Source organism: Stenotrophomonas sp. P5_A9, assembly GCF_056400525.1.
In genome coordinates this window covers 20213-39021 of record NZ_JBFULC010000038.1, presented here as the reverse complement: position 1 = coordinate 39021, position 18809 = coordinate 20213, and the positions used below count along the sequence as shown (strand labels likewise).

Annotated in this window: 16 protein-coding genes; 10 read left to right on the top strand and 6 right to left on the bottom strand. The window is 68.6% G+C overall.

The window, feature by feature from the left end; genetic code table 11:
- Both AC1DR7_RS13075 and AC1DR7_RS13070 read left to right on the top strand, forming a co-directional pair.
- A partial coding sequence (locus AC1DR7_RS13075; protein ID WP_478076512.1) for an SUMF1/EgtB/PvdO family nonheme iron enzyme occupies window positions 1-1777 on the top strand: 1777 nt, incomplete at its 5' end.
- A gap of 103 nt (window positions 1778-1880) precedes the next feature.
- Window positions 1881-2783 carry a M48 family metallopeptidase gene (locus AC1DR7_RS13070; protein WP_256774703.1) on the top strand — a complete coding sequence of 301 codons (903 nt, stop codon included), beginning with the start codon at window positions 1881-1883 and terminating at the stop codon, window positions 2781-2783.
- 31 nt (window positions 2784-2814) lie between these two features.
- Here the strand turns inward: AC1DR7_RS13070 and xseA are convergent, their stop codons facing one another.
- On the bottom strand, window positions 2815-4155 hold the full coding sequence (xseA, locus tag AC1DR7_RS13065) for an exodeoxyribonuclease VII large subunit (RefSeq protein ID WP_457318404.1): 1341 nt from the start codon (window positions 4153-4155) through the stop codon (window positions 2815-2817).
- Between the two features lie 45 nt (window positions 4156-4200).
- Window positions 4201-5289, bottom strand: coding sequence for a tRNA epoxyqueuosine(34) reductase QueG (gene queG, locus AC1DR7_RS13060; RefSeq protein ID WP_457318405.1), 1089 nt, complete (start codon window positions 5287-5289; stop codon window positions 4201-4203).
- A 23-nt stretch (window positions 5290-5312) separates the two neighbouring features.
- On the opposite strand from queG, the gene AC1DR7_RS13055 reads away from it, so the two are divergent.
- The 6 genes from AC1DR7_RS13055 (at window position 5313) to AC1DR7_RS13030 (ending at window position 13106) form a co-directional block, all read left to right on the top strand.
- The gene (locus AC1DR7_RS13055; RefSeq protein WP_457318406.1) at window positions 5313-6800 is read left to right on the top strand and encodes an NAD(P)H-hydrate dehydratase; all 1488 of its coding nucleotides are present in this window, start codon (window positions 5313-5315) and stop codon (window positions 6798-6800) included.
- Complete coding sequence (gene tsaE, locus AC1DR7_RS13050; RefSeq protein WP_457318407.1) at window positions 6797-7279, top strand: tRNA (adenosine(37)-N6)-threonylcarbamoyltransferase complex ATPase subunit type 1 TsaE; 483 nt, start codon at window positions 6797-6799, stop codon at window positions 7277-7279. Before AC1DR7_RS13055 ends, tsaE begins: the two co-directional genes overlap by 4 nt.
- Window positions 7280-7367: 88 nt before the next feature.
- Window positions 7368-8933 carry an N-acetylmuramoyl-L-alanine amidase gene (locus AC1DR7_RS13045; RefSeq protein WP_457318408.1) on the top strand — a complete coding sequence of 522 codons (1566 nt, stop codon included), beginning with the start codon at window positions 7368-7370 and terminating at the stop codon, window positions 8931-8933.
- A 403-nt stretch (window positions 8934-9336) separates the two neighbouring features.
- Window positions 9337-11205 (top strand): DNA mismatch repair endonuclease MutL, encoded by a 1869-nt coding sequence (mutL, locus tag AC1DR7_RS13040; RefSeq protein ID WP_478051749.1) that lies wholly within the window; start codon window positions 9337-9339, stop codon window positions 11203-11205.
- An 11-nt stretch (window positions 11206-11216) separates the two neighbouring features.
- Complete coding sequence (locus AC1DR7_RS13035) at window positions 11217-12152, top strand: DUF1684 domain-containing protein (RefSeq protein ID WP_478076511.1); 936 nt, start codon at window positions 11217-11219, stop codon at window positions 12150-12152.
- Between the two features lie 3 nt (window positions 12153-12155).
- On the top strand, window positions 12156-13106 hold the full coding sequence (locus tag AC1DR7_RS13030) for a TraB/GumN family protein (protein WP_457318411.1): 951 nt from the start codon (window positions 12156-12158) through the stop codon (window positions 13104-13106).
- Between the two features lie 76 nt (window positions 13107-13182).
- Here the strand turns inward: AC1DR7_RS13030 and phaR are convergent, their stop codons facing one another.
- The 3 genes from phaR to gluQRS all read right to left on the bottom strand — a co-directional run bounded on the left by phaR (window position 13183) and on the right by gluQRS (window position 15706).
- A complete protein-coding gene (phaR, locus tag AC1DR7_RS13025) occupies window positions 13183-13722 on the bottom strand; it encodes a polyhydroxyalkanoate synthesis repressor PhaR (RefSeq protein ID WP_256774711.1) in 540 nt (179 codons plus the stop codon).
- A 285-nt stretch (window positions 13723-14007) separates the two neighbouring features.
- The gene (phbB, locus tag AC1DR7_RS13020) at window positions 14008-14748 is read right to left on the bottom strand and encodes an acetoacetyl-CoA reductase (protein WP_256774712.1); all 741 of its coding nucleotides are present in this window, start codon (window positions 14746-14748) and stop codon (window positions 14008-14010) included.
- Window positions 14749-14821: 73 nt separating this feature from the next.
- Window positions 14822-15706 (bottom strand): tRNA glutamyl-Q(34) synthetase GluQRS, encoded by an 885-nt coding sequence (gluQRS, locus tag AC1DR7_RS13015; RefSeq protein ID WP_457318412.1) that lies wholly within the window; start codon window positions 15704-15706, stop codon window positions 14822-14824.
- Between the two features lie 93 nt (window positions 15707-15799).
- Here gluQRS and htpX point away from each other — a divergent pair, with 93 nt between their 5' ends.
- On the top strand, window positions 15800-16672 hold the full coding sequence (gene htpX / locus AC1DR7_RS13010) for a protease HtpX (RefSeq protein ID WP_256774714.1): 873 nt from the start codon (window positions 15800-15802) through the stop codon (window positions 16670-16672).
- 406 nt (window positions 16673-17078) lie between these two features.
- Here the strand turns inward: htpX and AC1DR7_RS13005 are convergent, their stop codons facing one another.
- Window positions 17079-17906: an inositol monophosphatase family protein gene (locus AC1DR7_RS13005; RefSeq protein ID WP_256774715.1), complete on the bottom strand. Its 828-nt coding sequence runs from the start codon at window positions 17904-17906 to the stop codon at window positions 17079-17081.
- Between the two features lie 121 nt (window positions 17907-18027).
- Between AC1DR7_RS13005 and AC1DR7_RS13000 the strand changes: the two genes are divergently transcribed.
- The gene (locus tag AC1DR7_RS13000) at window positions 18028-18798 is read left to right on the top strand and encodes an RNA methyltransferase (protein ID WP_256774716.1); all 771 of its coding nucleotides are present in this window, start codon (window positions 18028-18030) and stop codon (window positions 18796-18798) included.
- The last annotated feature ends 11 nt before the right edge of the window (window positions 18799-18809 follow it).

Below are 18809 nucleotides of genomic sequence, written 5' to 3'. Positions count from 1 at the left end.
GCCCCGGCCGGCGGCGCGCAGCGCGCCTGCAGCCGCTGCGCCGGTCGCGCAGGTGACCATCGGGGGAGAGGACGCGGCCGAAACCGTGGCGCGCTGGCAGCCACCGGCGGTGCAGATCGCCGATGACGGCGTGGCGGCGGCGCGGCGCAAGGCGGCACAGGCCTTCGAACACGACCGGCTGTACGCCGACGCCGAGGCGGCCATTCCGCTCTGGTTGGCGTTGCTGCAGCACGACGGCAAGGACCGCCAGGCCCTGGCCGGCCTGAAGCGGGCACGTCAGCGCCTGTTGGATGAGGCCGCCGCGCTGCTGTCGCGGCCGCTGAAGCAGCGTGAAGCGCTGGCCCAGGCCAGTGAGATGGCGCTGGTGCTGCTCGAGATTGCGCCCGACGATGCGCGCGTGCGCCAACTGCAGTCGCGCGTGGAGATCGCCCAGCGCGTGATCGCCTACAACCGGGCCGGGGAAGACGACCTGCGTGCCGACCGGGTGGGCGAAGATGGCGATGGCGCCATCCCCAATTTCCGCGAAGCGCTGGCCTTGAATCCGGACGACGCGCGCGCGCGTCAGGGCTTGGCCGCCGCCGAGAGTGCGTTGATCGGCCGTGCCGAAACCGCCGCCCGCGCGGGGGATTTCGCCAGCGCCGGCACCTGGCTGGCCGAGGCGGCCAAGGTGCGCGACTCGTCGATCACCATCGCCGACGCGTTCGAACGGGTCGAGCGCATCCGCGCCGATACGCTCACCCGCCTGCGCGATGAGGGCCTGCGCGACCTGACCACCCCGCAAGGCTTGAAGGCGGCGCGCGAGAAGCTCGAAGACGCCCTGCGCATCGCGCTGCCCGGCGACCCGGTGGTGGGCCAGCTGCGGGAGCGCATCGAACTTGTTACCCACTACGGCAGCTTCCGGCCGCGGCAGGTGTTCAGCGACGCGCTACGCGATGGCGGGCGCGGTCCGCAGATGATCGTGGTGCCGCACGGCGGCTTCCAGATGGGCGCGGGCGACAACGAGCGTGGGGCAAGCGATGCGGAGAAGCCGTCGCACTACGTGCGGTTCGAGCGGGGCTTTGCGATGTCGATCACCGAGGTGACCGTGGCCGACTTCCGTCGCTACGTGCAGGCCAGCAACGCCCGCCCGCGCGCCACCCGGCGCGGCCATTCGATCGTCTACGACGAGCGCAGCGGCAACTTCGTGCGGCATAGCGGGGTGGATTGGCGGTCCGGGTACAACGGCGTACCGGCCATCCCGACCTCGCCGGTGATGCATGTGAGCGTGCGCGACGCCGAGAATTACGCGAGCTGGCTGTCCGAGCAGACCGGCCGCTCCTACCGTCTGCCCAGCGAGGCCGAATTCGAATACGTGCTGCGTGCCGGCAGCAGCGGCCGCTATCCGTGGGGCGATGCAGGCACGCCGCCGCCGAATGCCGGCAACTTCACCGGTGCCGAGGATGTCTCCCCGTCCGGCCGGCACTGGTACAACGCGTTCGTGGGATACAGCGACGGCTGGTGGGGGCCGGCGCCGGTAGGCACGTTCGATGCCAACGCCTGGGGCGTGCACGACGTGGCCGGCAACCTGAGCGAGTGGGTGGCCGACTGCTGGCACGCCAGCTACCGGCGCGCGCCGTCCGACGGGGTGGCCTGGTTCAACCCGGGCTGCCGGCAGCGGGTGATCCGCGGCGGCAACTGGGCCAATGCACCGGACCAGACGCGCGCGGCGTGGCGGCAATCGCAGGATTCAGATACGACCAGCGCCCGCATCGGCTTCCGTCTGGTGCGCGGCATCTGAGCCATGCCGGGCGTGTCCCGGCACTCACGTCAAATCCCCGCGCAGCCACTAAGATGGCGCCGTGTCGGCCAGGGTGTGCCGATCCAGCCAGGGAATCTGCAACATGCGCAACGATCCGTTCGGTGGTCAACAGCAGGGTCGGGCCCGCCGCCCGGGGCTGTTCGGCAACATCCGCTGGTGGGTGCTGCTGGCCTTCGCCGGCTATGCGGCGTTCTATTGGTTCTCCAACCGCGCGGTGGATCCGTATACCGGTGAGCGCGTGCTGATCGACAGTTCGCTCGATGCCACCCAGGAAAAGGCGCTCGGCCTGCAGGCCTACCAGGAGATCTTGGCGCAGGAGCGGCCGCTGGATCCGAATGCGCCGCAGTCGCGCGAGATCCAGTCGATCGCCAAGCGCCTGATCGCCAAGGTGGACGTGGTGGAGACTGCGCTCGCCGAAGAACACGGGTTGAAGCCGGCGCATTTCGCGCGCGACTTCGAGTGGGAGGTCAACGTGATTCCCTCCGAACAGGCCAATGCGTTCTGCCTGCCGGGTGGCAAGATGGCGGTGTACACCGGACTGATTCCAGTGGCCCGCACCGAAGATGCGATGGCGGTGGTGATGGGCCATGAGATCGCCCATGCCCTGCTGCGCCACGGCGCGCAGCGCATGGCCCAGCAGAAGCTCACCCAGATCGGGCAGATGGCCGGCGCGGCCAGTGGCATGGACCCGCAGCAGCAACAGATGATGATGTCGGCGATGGGCTACGGGTATCTGCTGCCGTACGCGCGCAGCCATGAAACCCAGGCCGATGAAGTGGGCCTGATGCTGGCCGCTGCGGCCTGCTACGACCCGCGCGAAGCGGTGCCGTTGTGGGAGCGGATGGGCCAGAGCAGCGGCGGGCAGGCGCCGCCGGAGTTTTCGTCCACCCATCCCAACCCGGGCACGCGCATCCAGAACCTGCAGGCGCTGATGCCCAAGGCGATGGAGTACCGGCAGAAGTACTGCGAGAGCGCGCACCAGTAAACCAGCGCAGGCTGCCCGCCACGCTGGCGCTTCAGCGCGCCGGTTCCTTCACCACCACCTCGATCACCCCGTCCTGCACGCGGGCCTTGAGCGCGTCGCCGGGGCTGACCTGCAGGGGGGAGCGCACCAGGCTGCCGTCGTCTTCGCGGGTGAGGATGCTGTAACCGCGCGCAACCGTGGCCAGCGGGCTGACCGCTTCCATTGAACGGGCCAGTGCGCGCAGGCGCAGCTGGTCGCGCTGCAGCTGGCGGCCGATGGCTGCATCGGCGCGCGGCTGCAGCCGCTGCAGACGCTCGCGCAGGGCGTCCAGACGGCGCTGCGGGTGGCCATTGCGCAACACCACGGCGGCATGCCGCAGCTGTGCCTGGCGGCGCTCGTGCTGCTGCCGCCAGACCCCGGCCAGGCGCCGGGCTAGGTCCTGATGACGGCGCTGCATCAGCTGGAGGCGCGCTTGGGGTCCCTGCGCGTTCAAGCGCAGCAGGGCGCGGTCGGCACGCTGCATGGCCTGGCCCAGCCCGTGGCGCTGCAGCTGCACCATCCGCGCGGCCAGCCGGCGCACGTGCAGGTGCAGGTCGCGCTGATCGGGCACCAGCAGCTCGGCGGCCACCGACGGGGTGGGCGCGCGCAGGTCGGCGGCAAAATCGGCCAGGCTGAAGTCGGTTTCGTGACCCACCGCCGACACCACCGGGGTCTGGCTGGCGGCAATGGCGCGGGTCAGGTGTTCATCGTTGAACGCCCACAGGTCTTCCAGCGAGCCACCACCGCGGGTCAGCAGGATCACGTCGTAGCGGCCGCTGGCATCGGCCGCGCGCAGCAGCGCGGTGATCTGTGCCGCGGCGCTGTCGCCCTGCACCAGGCTGGGCAGCAGGTCCACTTCGAGCAGCGGGAAGCGACGTTGCAACACGCTGAGCACGTCGCGTACGGCCGCGCCGGTGGGCGAGGTGATCACCGCCAGGCGCCGCACGTGCGCAGGCATCGGGCGCTTGCGCTCGGCCGCGAACAGGCCTTCGGCCTCCAGGCGCGCCTTGAGCTGTTCATAGGCGCGGCGCAGCGCACCTTCGCCGGCTTCTTCCATGTGGTCCAGTACCAGCTGGTACTCGCCACGGGCTTCGTACAGGGTCAGCCGGCCGCGCGCGAGCACGCGCATGCCATCGCGCGGGATGAACTTCAGCCACTGGCTCTTGGGCTTGAACAGCGCCGCGCGGATCTGCGCGCGCGCGTCCTTCAGGGTGAAATACATGTGCCCGGAGGCGGGCCGGGTGACGCTGCCAAGTTCGGCTTCGACCCAGATCAGCGGGAACGCGCCTTCCAGCAGGTCGCGGGCCAGGATGTTGAGCTGGCTGGGCGTAAGGATCTGCGTGCTGCGGTCCATGGACGGGTCAAACGCTACGAACGGGCACCTATGGTCGCACAAGCTTCATGGCGCCGGGTCGCGCGCGGCGTGCTGCTGCAGCGCCCATTGCACATGTTCGCGCACGATCGGCGAGGCATGTTCGCCGCGTGCGTGCAGGGCGGCCAGCGTGTCGGCATGGGTGGGGGCATTGCCCAGCGCCACGGCGATGTTGCGCAGCCAGCGCTCGTGGCCGCTGCGCCGGATCGGGCTGCCCTCGGTGCGGCGCAGGAACTCGTCTTCCTCCCACGCGAACAGCTGCGCCAGCGAGGCAGTGTCCAGATCGTTGCGCGCGCGGAAATCCGGTTCGTCGGTGCGCCGCGCGAACTTGTTCCAGGGGCAGACCAGCTGGCAGTCGTCGCAGCCGTAGATGCGGTTGCCCATCAGCGGGCGCATGTCTTCGGGGATGGCGCCGTCGTGTTCGATGGTGAGGTAGGAGATGCAGCGCCGTGCATCCAGCCGCTGCGGGGCGATGATCGCCTGGGTCGGGCACACATCGATGCAGCGCGTGCAGCTGCCGCAGTGCGCACTGGCCGGTGCATCCACCGGCAGCGGCAGGTCGATGTAGATCTCGCCGAGGAAGAACCACGAGCCGCCCTGTTTGTCGATCAGGCAGGTGTGCTTGCCGATCCAGCCCAGCCCGGCATTGCGGGCGAGGGCGCGTTCCAGCACGGGCGCCGAATCGACGAACACGCGGTAGCCGAATGCGCCGATCTCCGCGGCAATCGCATCGGCGAACTTCTGCAGGCGGTTGCGCATCAACTTGTGGTAATCGCGGCCCAGTGCATAGCGGGCCACATAGGCGCGGTCGGCGTCGTGCAGCGTGTTCCACGCCTGCGCATCGTCCTTGTGGCCGTAGTCCATGCCGACGGAAATCACCCGCACGGTGCCGGGCAGCAGTTCGGCCGGGCGCGCGCGCATCGTGCCGTGCCGGGCCATCCAGTCCATCGTGCCGTACAGGCCTTTGCCCAGCCAGTCGGCCAGGTGCGCCTCGTCCTCGCCCAGGTCGATGCCGGACACGCCGCAGCGCTGGAAGCCGTGCGCGCGCGCGATCTCCCGCACGCGCTGGGTGGCGCGGGCCAGGTCGATGGGGGCGGGCAACGGAACAGCGGACATGGCGACAAGTATAGAATCCCGGCATGCCCCAGCTTGCTGAACTGTTCGATGTATCCGCCGCGCGCCGGATCGATGCCCAGGCCAGCGCGGCGCTGGGCGATGGCGGTGCGTCGTTGATGGCGCAGGCCGGGCAGGCCGCCTGGCACTGCCTGTTGGAGCGTTGGCCGCAGGCCCGGCGCATCTGTGTGGTGGTCGGCGCCGGCAACAACGGCGGCGATGGCTATGTGCTGGCCCGGCTGGCACGCCAGTCCGGACGCCAGGTGCAGGTGCTGCGGCTGGCCACCGATGCCGCCGCCACGCCGCTGGCCCAGGATGCGCTGCAGGCCTGGCTGGCCGCTGGCGGGCAGGTGGAGGTCTTCACCGATGCGCTGCCGGACGCCGACGTGCTGGTGGACGCGCTGTACGGGCTGGGCCTGAACCGCGTGCCGAGCGGGCCGGCGCAGGCGCTGATCGAGGCGATCAACGCCGCCGGCGTACCGGTGCTGTCGCTGGATGTGCCCAGCGGGGTGGACGCCGACAGCGGCGCGGTCGCCGGGGCTGCCGTGCGGGCCAGCGTGACCCTGCAATTCATCGTGCGCCATCGCGGGCTGTATACCGGCGATGCACTTGAACACATCGGCGGGCGCCGGCTGGCACCGCTGCAGTTGCCCGAGGCGGCCGATGCGGGTGTGCTGCCTGCGGCGTGCTCGTGGCAGCCGCCGCGGCTTGCCGCACAACTGCCGGCGCGGCGCGCCAACACCCACAAGGGCGAATCCGGCCATGTGCTGTGCGTGGGCGGCAATCGCGGTAGCGGCGGGGCGGTGATGCTGGCCAGCGAAGCCGCGCTGCGCACCGGCGCCGGGCTGGTCAGCGTGGCGACGCAATCGGTGCATGTCGCGCCGTTGCTGGCGCGGCTGCCCGAAGCGATGGTGCATGCCGTCGAGGACGCGCAGGACCTGCAGGCGCTGCTGCCGCGCACCAAGGTGGTCGCGATCGGGCCCGGGCTGGGCCAGGACGACTGGGCGCACGAGCTCTGGCGGCAGGTGCTGGGCAGCGGCAAGCCGCTGGTCATCGACGCCGACGCGCTGAACCTGCTGGCCAGGAACCCGCAACCGCTGGACGACGCGATTTTGACCCCGCATCCGGGCGAGGCCGCACGCCTGCTCGGCTGCAGCACCGCGCAGATCCAGGTAGACCGCTACGGCAGCGCCCAGTCACTGGCCGAGCGCTTCCACGCGGTGGTGGTGTTGAAGGGCGCCGGCAGCGTGGTTGCCGCCCCCGGCCAACGGCCCCGGGTCATCGCCGCGGGTAACCCGGGCATGGCCGTCGGCGGCATGGGCGACCTGTTGACCGGCATCATTGCCGCGCTGCGCGCACAGGGCCTGGACGCGTTCGATGCCGCCAGCAGCGGTGCACTGCTGCATGGGCTGGCCGGCGATGCCGCCGCCCGCGAAGGCCAGCGTGGCCTGCTCCCCACCGACCTGCTGGTGCCGCTGCGCCGCCTGGTCAATCCGGAACCTTCCACCGCATGATCACGTTTTTCCTCGCCCAGACCGACGACACCGACCTGCTCGGGCAGTGGCTGGCCGCCACCCGTCCGCCCCAGGCGGTGGTACAACTGCAGGGCGACCTTGGCGCCGGCAAATCGACGTTGGCGCGCGCACTGCTGCGTGCGCTGGGCGTGCAGGGCGCGATCCGCAGCCCCACCTACACCCTGGTCGAGCGCTATCCGCTGGACGATGGGCATGAGGCCTGGCACCTGGATCTGTACCGCATCGGCCAAGCCGAAGAGCTGGATTTCCTGGGCCTGGACGAGGGCAGCGCCTCGCTGTGGCTTGTCGAATGGCCCGAGCGCGGCGCCGGCGCGCTACCACCGACCGACCTGGTCATCGCCTTGGAAATCGAAGGGCAGGGACGCCGCGCGCGTCTCACCGCGACCAGCGACGCCGGTCGCGAATGGCTCACCCGCTTGCCTCAAGGGGGCGACTTGCAGGCTGTTTCTGTCGGCTGACAGTAGGAAACACCGGCAGGTTACGGATTATTAAGGGAAAAGGAGTTGCATTTCGTTCAGCGCGGTGATTGAATCCTGACCCATGCCAATGGGGAAACCACTCACCGCCATCTGTGCCGCCGTCGGACTCTGTCTGGCGAGCGCCTTGGCGTGGGCTGGCGAGGTCCGCCAGGTGGGTCTGGAGACCGGCGCCACCGGCACCCGCGCGGAAATCGCGCTGACCGGCAGTGGTGGTTACAAGACCCTGTCGCTGGCCGGTCCCAACCGCCTGGTGGTGGATTTCCCGGACTCCAGCGCGATCCGCAACCTCAAGCTGCCTGCGCCCAAGGGCGTGGTCACTGCCGTTCGTACCGGCCAGCCGGTGCCCGGCACCTTCCGCGTGGTGTTCGACCTCGCCGAATCGGTGGCGCCGTTCCGTCCGCAGATGGTCAAGCAGGGCGATGAATCGCGGCTGGTGATCGAATGGCCCGGCGATGCCCCGGCCAGTGTCGCCCGTGCACCTTCTGCCGTACCGGCGACGGCCAGCGCGCCGCCGCCGACCGCGGTGGTGCCCAGCGCACCCCAGGCCCCGACCGCCGCCGAAGCCGCGCAGGCGCGCAGCGATGCCGCGCGTGCCACCGCATTGCTGACCGCCTCGGTGCGCCAGCAGGCCAGCGCGACGGCGGCCACGCCGGTTCCCACGCCCGCCGCCGCACCCACGGCGACGGCAGTGAACGTGGCTGCCGCCGGCAACGCCAACGCGGCCAGCAATTCGGCTTCTCCGGCGGCGATCCTGTCCGGCCAGGCCACGGCTTCGGTGGTGACCGCGCCTGCGCCGGTCGCGGTGACGCCGGCCGAGCCGCCGCGTCCTTCGATGCCCAGCGACGCCTCGCGGATCAAGATGCGCGCGGGCATGCGGCCACTGGTGGTGGCGATCGATCCCGGCCATGGCGGCCAGGATCCGGGCGCTGTCGGCCCGACCGGCAAGCGCGAGAAGGACATCACCCTGGCGGTGGCCCGCGAGCTGGCCCGGCAGGTCAATGCCACGCCCGGCCTGAAGGCCTACCTGACCCGCGATACCGACGTGTTCATCCCGTTGCCGATGCGCGCACAGAAGGCGCGGGCGGCCAAGGCCGACATCTTCATCTCGATCCACGCCGACGCTGCTGAAAACCGCGCGGCCACCGGTTCGTCGGTCTACGTGCTCTCCACCAAGGGCGCGTCCTCGCAGCGTGCGCGCTGGCTGGCCGACAAGGAAAACGCCGCCGATTTGGTCGGCGGCGTGCGCCTGCAGCAGACCGAAGGCACCCTGGCCAACGTGCTGCTGGACCTGGCCCAGAGCGGTTACATGAAGGCCTCCGAAGACGCGGCCGGTCACGTGCTGGGTGGGCTCAAGCGGATCGGCAAGAACCACAAGCCCAATATCGAACGCGCCAACTTCGCGGTGCTGCGCACCTCGGACATGCCGGCGATGCTGGTCGAAACCGCCTTCATCTCCAACCCGGACGAAGAGCGCCGCCTGATCGACCCGGCCTACCAGCGCCAGATTGCCGGTGCCGTGCTCGATGGCGTGCATACCTTCTTCAGCCGCCAGCCGCCGCCGGGCACGCTGTATGCCGCCCGTGCCGAAGCCGAGATCGAAGCGGCCAGTACGTTTGCAGGTGGCAGCAAGTAATCCGCCTGTAGAGCCGACCGTTGGTCGGCTGGCTGTTGATTCTGGTGCCATCGGCATCGTCAAAGGCAGCCGACCAACGGTCGGCTCTACGGCACCGGAGACATCGGCATCGCCAAAGGCAGCCGACCAACGGTCGGCTCTACGGCACCGGAGCCATCGGCGTCGTCAAAGGCAGCCGACCAACGGTCGGCTCTACGGCACCGGAGACATCGGCATCGTCAAGGGCAGCCGACCAACGGTCGGCTCTACGGCACCGGAGACATCGGCGTCGTCAAAGGCAGCCGACCAACGATCAGCCCCACAGCGTCGCAGCCAGGCATAGCCCGGCGCTACGCTATCATCTACCGATGAAGTCCTGCCCCCGAATTCCCATCGCCTCCGCCTTCGCTATCCGGAGGCGCGCATGAGCATCCGCCAGTTGCCCGAGATCCTGATCAACCAGATCGCGGCCGGCGAAGTGGTCGAGCGCCCGGCATCGGTGGTCAAGGAACTGGTTGAGAACGCACTGGACGCCGGTGCCACCCGGGTCGATATCGACCTGGAAGAGGGCGGCGTGCGGCTGATCCGCATCCGTGACGATGGCGGTGGCATCGCGCCGGAAGAACTGCCGCTGGCGGTCTCGCGCCACGCCACCAGCAAGATCGCCAGCCTCGATGATCTGGAGTCGGTGGCCACGCTCGGCTTTCGTGGCGAAGCGCTGCCGTCCATCGCCTCGGTCAGCCGGTTCACCTTGTCTTCCCGTCGCGCCGCCGACGCGCATGGTTCATCGCTGCAGATCGAAGGCGGCAAGCTCGGCGATGTGATGCCGCGTGCGCATGCCCCGGGCACCACGGTGGAAGTGCGCGAACTGTTCTACAACGTGCCGGCGCGGCGCAAGTTCCTGCGTGCCGAGCGCACAGAACTGGGCCACATCGAAGAGTGGCTGCGGTCGTTGGCGTTGGCGCGCCCGGACGTGGAACTGCGCGTATCGCACAACGGCAAGCCGTCGCGCCGTTACAAGCCCGGCGACCTGTATTCGGATGCGCGCCTGGGCGAAACGCTGGGCGAGGATTTCGCCGCGCAGGCACTGCGCGTGGACCACAGCGGTGCCGGCCTGCGCCTGCATGGCTGGATAGCGCAGCCGCATTATTCGCGCGCCAGCACCGACCAGCAGTACCTCTACGTCAATGGCCGTTCGGTACGCGACCGCAGCGTCGCCCACGCGGTGAAAATGGCGTACGGCGATGTGCTGTTCCATGGTCGCCAACCGGCGTACGTGCTGTTCCTGGAACTGGACCCGACCCGGGTCGATGTCAACGTGCACCCGGCCAAGCACGAGGTGCGCTTCCGCGACGCCCGCCTGATCCACGATTTCGTCTACCGCACCTTGAAGGAAGCGTTGGCCGAAACCCGTGCCGGCATGACTCAGGCGGGCGCCGGTGTCGAGGGCCACGCGGGCGTACCTGCCGCCGCGATCGCCGGCGGGTATGCGCAACCGGGCGGCGGGTACGCGCTGGGCGGTGGCGGTGGCGGCGGTGGCATGTCCGCGCAATGGCGTCCGCAGCAATCGCCGCTGGGCCTGCAGGTCGCCGATGCCCCCACGGCGTATGCCGCGCTGTATGCGACGCCCGCCGGTGCCGGCGTGTCCGCTGGGCTGCCGCCGATGCCGAGCGAAGGCGGCCTGCCGATGACCGCCGCCGACAGTGGCGTGCCGCCCCTGGGGTATGCGGTGGCGCAGCTGCACGGCATCTACATCCTTGCTGAAAATGCCGAAGGCCTCATCGTGGTGGACATGCATGCCGCGCATGAGCGGATCGGCTACGAGCGCCTGAAGACCGCGCACGATGGCATGGGCCTGCACGCGCAGCCGCTGCTGGTGCCGATCACGCTGGCGGTGGGCGAGCGCGATGCCGATACCGCCGAGCGCGAGACCGACACCCTGGTTGCGCTGGGCTTTGAAATCACCCGCTCCGGTCCTGGATCGCTGCATGTGCGCAGCATTCCGGCGTTGCTGGCCAACGCCGAGCCGGAAGGCCTGCTGCGCGACGTGCTCACCGACCTGCGCGAACACGGGCAAAGCCGACGCATCGCCAGTGCCCGCGACGAGCTGCTGTCGACCATGGCCTGCCATGGCGCGGTGCGCGCCAACCGGCGCCTGACCGTGCCGGAAATGAACGCGCTGCTGCGCGACATGGAAAACACCGAACGCTCGGGTCAGTGCAATCACGGCCGACCGACCTGGGCACGTTTTTCACTGGCGGACATGGACCGCTGGTTCCTGCGCGGACGTTGAAGGGGAGAGTCATGCAGACTTGGGGAAGGGGACTTGGCGCGGCGATGCTGGCGCTGGGACTGGCAGCCTGTGGGAACACGCCGCAGMCACCGGTGGCGGTGGCCGACGATCCCGCGTTCGCCGCCGAACAGCAGCAGTGGCGCCTGCAACGCTACGAGGAGCTGCATGCCGCCGATGGCTGGACCAGCCTGGTGGGCCTGCACTGGCTGGAGTACAAGGCGCATTACATCGGCCGCGGCCCGGGCAGCGGCATCCGCTTGGCGGTAGGCCCGGACAAGCTGGGCATGGTGGCGCGCCAGGGCGATGCGGTGTGGTTCACTCCCGAGCGCGGTGTTGCGCTGCGCGTGGGCGACATGCCGGTGACCGGGCGCATCCGCTTCTTCAGCGATCGCGATCCCACCCCGACCCTGATCAGCTTCGATGACGGCAAGGGACAGTTGAGCCTGATCCATCGCGGCGAGCGGTACGCACTGCGGGTCAAGCATGCCGACGCGCACAGCCGCACCCACTTCGCCGGCCTGCAGTATTGGCCCGGCGGCGCCGCGTGGCGGATCAGTGCACGCTTCGTCCCGCACCCACCCGGCAAGACCCTGCCGATCATCGACATCACCGGGCTGACCACCGACATGCCCAATGCCGGCACGCTGGCGTTCGAGCGCGACGGCCGCACGTGGACGCTCGAAGCGATCGGTGAGCCCGGGCGCGAGCTGTTCGTGATCTTCGTCGACCGCACCAGTGGCCACGGCAGCTACCCGGCCGGGCGTTACTTGGACCTGCCCGCACCGGATGCCAATGGCCGGGTGCTGATCGATTTCAACCACGCCTACAATCCGCCCTGTGCATTCACTCCGTTCGCGACCTGCCCGCTGGCACCGCCGGAAAACCGCCTGGACCTGCGCATCGACGCCGGCGAGCAGGCCTACCACGCCCCTGAAGGAGAGGCCTGACCCATGTCGATGTTGCCGCGACTGATGTCTTCATTGTTGATCACCACCGGGCTGCTGCTGGGCAGCGGTGCGGTGCAGGCGCGCGGCGATGCGCCCGCCGCCAAGGTGGCGCCGCCGGTGCCGTTGTTGTGGAAGGTGACCGGGCCAGGCGATAGCCGCGTGTACCTGCTGGGCTCGTTCCATCTGCTGCGTGCGCAGGACTATCCGCTGTCGGCCGACGTTGAGCAGGCGTTCACCGCGTCCAAGCGGGTGGTGTTTGAACTGTCGCCGCAGGACATGCAGTCGCCGCAGCTGCCGCAGAAAATGCTGCAGGCGGCGATGCGCACCGATGGCACCGAGCTCAAGCGCGACCTGGATGCAGCCACCTGGACCAAGCTGCAGGCCTACGCGAGTGCCAACAACCTGCCGCTGGCGCAGCTGCAGGGGATGAAGCCCTGGTTCGTCGGGCTGACCATCACCCTGGGCCAGTTCACCAAGATGGGGCTGGACCCGAACCTCGGGCTGGACCGTCATTTCATGGAGCGCGCGGCCACCGCGAACAAGCCGACCTCGGGCCTGGAGGACATCGATACGCAGGTCGGGGTGTTGTCGGGGATGTCGGCGCAGGAACAGCAGCAGATGGTGGCCGAGGCGCTGGACCAGGCCGACAAGGCCGATGTCGAGGGCCGCAAGCTGCACGATGCGTGGCGGCGTGGCGACGACAAGCTGCTGTGGACGTCGATGGCKGCGCAGATGCGCGGCCAGTACCCGCAGCTGTACAAGCGGATCAACACCGACCGCAACGATGCCTGGGTGCCCAAGCTGCAGCAGTACCTGCAGGCGGGGCAGGGGGGCACGCTGGTGGTGGTCGGCACGCTGCACCTGCTGGGCAACGATGGCGTGGTGGAGAAACTGAAGGCCAAGGGCTTCCAGGTGGAGCGGGTGTGCACCGGCTGCGCCAAGCCCAAGCGCTGATCAGACGCTGAGGGCGGAGACGAAAAAGGCGCGGCCGGAGGGCTGCGCCTTTTTTCGTTGTGACCCCGCGGGTAACTCAGCGGCGGGTCTTGCCCGTGCCGGGTGCCGGGGTGTCCGGCTTGGCCGTGCCCGCGCCGGTACCGGTGGAGGTGCCGCCGGGACGGGGACCGAAGCCGGCGCCGCCGGTGCCCATGTTGCGCTGGAAATCCTGCCAGAGTTCGAGGTTGCGCTCGGTGAGCTGGTTCATCATCGCCCAGGGGGTCTGGCCGAGGAGGTTGCCCATCTGCTGGCGGAACTGCTGCTGCTGGTCGAGGAAGACCTGCATGCTGCGCTCCAGGTAATTGCCCATGAAGCCCTGCAGGGAGTCGCCGTAGAAGCGGATCAGCTGGCTCAGCAGCTGCGTGGACAGCATGGGTTCGCCGTCCTGTTCCTGGTCGGCGATGATCTGCAGCAGGACCGAGCGGGTCAGGTCGTCGCCGCTCTTGGCGTCACGGACTTCGAAGTCTTCGCCGTCGAGGATGAGCTGGCGCACGTCTTCGATGGTGATGTAGCTGGAAATCTCGGTGTCGTAGAGCCGGCGATTCGGGTATTTCTTGATAATGCGGTTCGCAGCCATGAAACGGTCACTCATCACAGTAGGCGCGCAGCATGGCGCAGTGCAGCAGCACATGCAACCGCCGAAAGGCCCATGCGGCGGGGTATTGGAATCAATTCATGTTGCGCAGCATGGATTCGCGCGGGGTGCAGCATTTGCCGGTTCCATGTCGGGGCCGTAGCCGGTTGGGCCTGCAAACGGTTTCTCGGACCGCGGCGGCAGCGTAGTGCTCCGCGCGGATTCCGTAGAGCCGACCGTTGGTCGGCTGCGCATGCGCTGCGGAAAGCAGCCGACCAACGGTCGGCTCTACCAGCCCATGTGGTGGCCGCCGTTGATGTCCAGGTTCGAGCCGGTGATCCACGACGCTTCTTCGTTGACCAGGAAGGCCACCGCATAGGCGATTTCCTCGGGCTTGCCGAGGCGGCCGGTGGGGATGTCGGCGATGATCTTGGCGCGCACTTCGTCAGGCACGGCCATCACCATGTCGGTGGCGACGTAGCCGGGGGAAATGGTGTTGACGGTGATGCCGAAGCCGGCATTCTCGCGTGCCAGGGAGATGGTGAAGCCGTGCATGCCGGCTTTGGCTGCGGCGTAGTTGGCCTGGCCGTACTGGCCTTTGAGGCCGTTGATCGAGCTGATCTGGATGACCCGGCCCCAGCCGCGCCGGCGCATGCCTTCGATGACCGGGCGGGTGACGTTGAACACCGAGTTGAGGTTGGTGTTGATGACGTCGTGCCACTGGTCGGCCCGCATGCGATGGAAGGTGGTGTCACGGGTGATGCCGGCGTTGTTGACCAGGATCTCGATCGGGCCGAAGGCGGCTTCGACGGCACGGACCATGGCCTCGGCGGTGTCTGGGTTGGAGACATCGCCGGGGAAGATCGCCACGTCCGAGCCGCGGGCCAGCATCATCTCGCGCCATGCCGTGGCCTTGGCTTCGTCGCGGTAGTTGGTGGCGACCCGATGGCCCTGGTCGGCCAGGCGTTGGCAGATGGCGGTGCCGATACCGCCGGTACCGCCGGTGACCAGTGCGACGCGAGATGTCATGAGCTGCTACTCCGAAAGGCAGGGCCAACAAGGGGGAAAGCGATTCTGCAACATCGCCGCGGCAAATGGGGGGTCAGCCGCGGCCCTGCGGTGCAACGATGTCGTGGCGGGGCAGTCGGGCGGGATCGAAACCGGCGCGGGCGCGGGCCAGCAGGTCCGCTACGTTGCCATCGGCGCGCAAGCAGGCCGGATCCTGGCCGAGCGCGGCCCATGCCTGGCGCAATGCGGGCAGGGGCCGGGTGGGGTCGAGGGGGCGTGCGGCATCGGACTTGGAGAGTTTGCGGCCGTCGGTGTCGAGCAGCAGGGGCAGGTGCAGATAGGCCGGGGTAGGCAGTCCGAGCGCGCGTTGCAGCAGGATCTGGCGCGGGGTGGAGTCGAGCAGGTCGGCGCCCCGCACCACGTCGGTGATGCCCTGGTCGCCGTCATCGACCACTACTGCCAGCTGGTAGGCCCAGTAGCCGTCGGCGCGGCGCAGGACGAAGTCGCCGACCTCGGCGTGCACGTTCTGCTGGATCGCCCCGCGCAGGCCGTCCTGGAAATGGACCGTGCTGCCCGGCGGCACGCGCAGTCGGATGGCCGGTTGCGGGCGCGGGCTGCGTGCCACGCACTGGTGGTGGATGCCGCGCTGGTCGGCCAGGTCGCTGCGACTGCAGTGGCAGGCAAACGCCATGCCTTCGTCCAGCAGGCGGTCCAGCGCCTTCTGGTAGAGGCTGTCGCGCCCGCTCTGGTGGACGATTGGGCCGTCGCTGGTCAGACCGAGGGCGGTCAGAACGGCCAGTTGCTGATCCACCGCGCCGGGTACGGTGCGGGGTGGGTCGACGTCTTCAATCCGCACCAGCCAGTGGCCACCGGCGTGCCGGGCGAGCAGCCAGCTGCCCAGCGCGGCCAGCAGCGAGCCGGGATGCAGGGGGCCGGTGGGTGAGGGCGCGAAGCGGCCGCGGTAGGGGGTCATGGACATGAACTATGAATCGTCGGTCAGTTTGCGACTTGAATTCAACATGAAGTCCCCGCAGATTTGCAGTCATCAACCTCTTTCGAGCGCTATTTTCCCATGTTCAGTCGCATTGCTCTCTTTCTTCTGACCAACGTTGCGGTGCTGATCCTGGCGGGCATCGTGATGTCGGTGCTGGGCGTGAATCCCAGCCAGATGAGCGGCCTGCTGGTGATGGCGGCCATCTTCGGCTTCGGGGGTTCATTCATTTCGCTGCTGCTGTCCAAGTGGATGGCCAAGCGGTCGACCGGCGCGGTGGTGATCACCGAGCCGCGCAATCCGACCGAACGCTGGCTGCTGGCCACGGTCGAACGCCAGGCGCGCGAAGCCGGTATCGGCATGCCGGAGGTGGCGGTCTATGACGGTCCGGAAATCAACGCTTTCGCCACCGGCGCCAACCGCAACAAGGCGCTGGTGGCGGTGTCCACCGGCCTGCTGCACAACATGAGCGAGGACGAGGCCGAGGCGGTGCTGGGCCACGAGATCGCGCACGTGGCCAACGGTGACATGATCACCATGGCCCTGCTGCAGGGTGTGTTGAATACGTTCGTGATCGTGCTGGCGCGGATCGTCGGTGGTTTCATCGACAGCGCGATGTCGGGCAACCGCGAGGGCGGCGGGCGCGGCATCGGCTACTTCGTGATCGTGTTCGTGCTGGAGATGATCTTCGGTCTGTTCGCGACGATGATTTCGATGTGGTTCTCGCGCCATCGTGAGTTCCGCGCCGATGCGGGCGGTGCGCACCTGGCCGGCCGCCAGAAGATGATCGCGGCGCTGGAGCGGCTGAAGCTCAACCACGGCCAGAGCACGCTGCCGACGCAGATCGCCGCGTTCGGCATTGCCGGCTCGACCGCCAGGAAGCTGTTCATGAGCCACCCGCCGCTGGAAGAGCGCATCGCCGCCCTGAAGGCGGCTGGCAATACGGTGGTCTGATTTTCGATCGCGGCCTGTTGTAATGAAACGCCCGGCCCCTTGGCCGGGCGTTTTGTTTTCTGGACGCAACGGCAGCTCAACGGCCAGGGTCGCGGCCTGAGTCGGTCAGGGCGGGAGGCGTGCGGGTCGGCGCCGTGATCGCGCCTCCAGCTCTTTCGTTGCGCACCCGCACACTGTCAAAAGGTGGGTACGGGTGGGTTGGCGGGACCGTCGGGCGCCATGGATGGCGCACGCGAGCCTCCATGGAGGGATTTACGGCGTGTCCCGCCAACCCACCCGTACCCGCCCAAGCCAGCAGACGCGCACCGCCGCCGCGGCTGCTCCTGCTCCTGCGTTTGCGTTGCACCACCAACAAACAAAAACGGCGCCCGAAGGCGCCGTTTCAAGCTGTCGCAGTCGCGGCCGATCAGAACTTGGCGTCGAACTCCGCCGCGTAGCCGGTGTTGACCAGCACCTTCTGCAGCACGTCGGTGTTCTTCACGTTGCCGGCCACAATCTGCTGGGTCTCCGGACCCCGGCTGTCCATGCGGGCCGGGGTGGCGCCCTTGAAGTCGCAGACGCGGCCGCCGGCCTCGCGCACCAGCAGCACGCCGGCCGCGATGTCCCAGGCCTTCACGCCGGCCTCGAAGTAGGCATCGGCACGGCCGCAGGCCACGTAGGCCAGGTCCAGTGCCGCCGAACCCGTGCGGCGCACGTCCTCGGCATGCACCAGCAGCGCATCCACTGCCTTCAGCTGCGCACTGGTGCGCTGGCGCTCGCGCGGGGCGAAGCCGGTGTGGATCATTGCACCGTTCATGTCCTTGCGATCGGCCACGCGGATACGGCGGTCGTTGAGCACCGCGCCGGCACCACGGCTGGCCGTGAACAGTTCATTGCGGAGCGGGTCGAAGATCACCGCATCGATCGGCTCGCCGTTTTCCACCAGCGCGATGGACACGCAGTAGTGCGGGAAGCCGCGCAGGTAGTTGCTGGTGCCGTCCAGCGGGTCGATGACCCACATGTAACGGTTCACACCCTGCAGGCCACCTTCTTCGGCCATGATCCCGTATTCCGGGTAGGCGCGCTTGAGTTCCTTGACGATGACCTTTTCCGCATCCGCATCGACTTCACTGGCATAGTCCATGCGCCCCTTCTCTACGACGTTCAACGCCTCGAGCTTGTTGATGTTGCGCAACAGGACGTTGCCGGCGAGGCGGGCGGCCTTGACCATGACGGTGACGGCGGGTTTCTGCATGGCGAAAAGCTCCCGTAAAGGCAGAGTGGGTATGTTTGGCGGGGGAAAAGAGCGGTCCCGGCGCAGAGGCCGGTCGCACAGTTTACCATCTGTGGCTTGTCTGCTCGCGTTTGGCCTGTTCATGTCCATTGAAACCGCTCCGTCCCGTATCCGATTCGTCCTGGTCGGCACCCAGCACCCCGGCAACATGGGCGCTGCGGCGCGCGCCATGAAGACCATGGGCCTGGGCCGGCTGGTCCTGGTCGCCCCCGAAAAGCCGCTGGATGAAGAGGCGTTCAGGCGCTCGGCCGGCGCCGAGGACGTCCTCGGCGACGCCCCCGTCGTAGGCACCCTGGCCGAGGCCGTGGCCGACTGCACCCTCGTGCTGGGCTGCACCGCCCGCGCCCGTCGGGTCCAGCTGGAAGAGCTGCTGCCCACCGTGGCCGCCCAGCGCGCCCTGGCCAAGGCCGCCGAGCCCGACGCCGAAGTCGCCTTCGTGTTCGGCCGCGAGCGCACTGGACTGACCAACGAAGAACTGCAGCTATGCCACCTGGCCGTGCACATCCCGTCCCATCCCGATTTCAGCTCGCTCAACCTGGCCGCCGCCGTGCAGGTGCTGGCCTACGAACTGCGCATGGCCGTGCTCGGCGGCGTCGAAGGCGCGGCCCCGGCCGACCCCGAACACCGCGAGCAGCCGGCCAGCCATGCCCAGGTTGAAGGCCTGTTCGGCCAGCTTGGGCAGACCCTGGACGAGATCGACTTCCACAAGGGCCGCGCACCGGATTCGGCGATGCGCAAACTGCGCCGCCTCTTCCTGCGTACCGAACTGAGCGAACAGGAAGTCCGCCTGCTGCGCGGCATCCTCGCCGATGCACAGCGGATGGCGAGATTGGCGAACAACCGCCCCGAATGAGCTGACGCAGT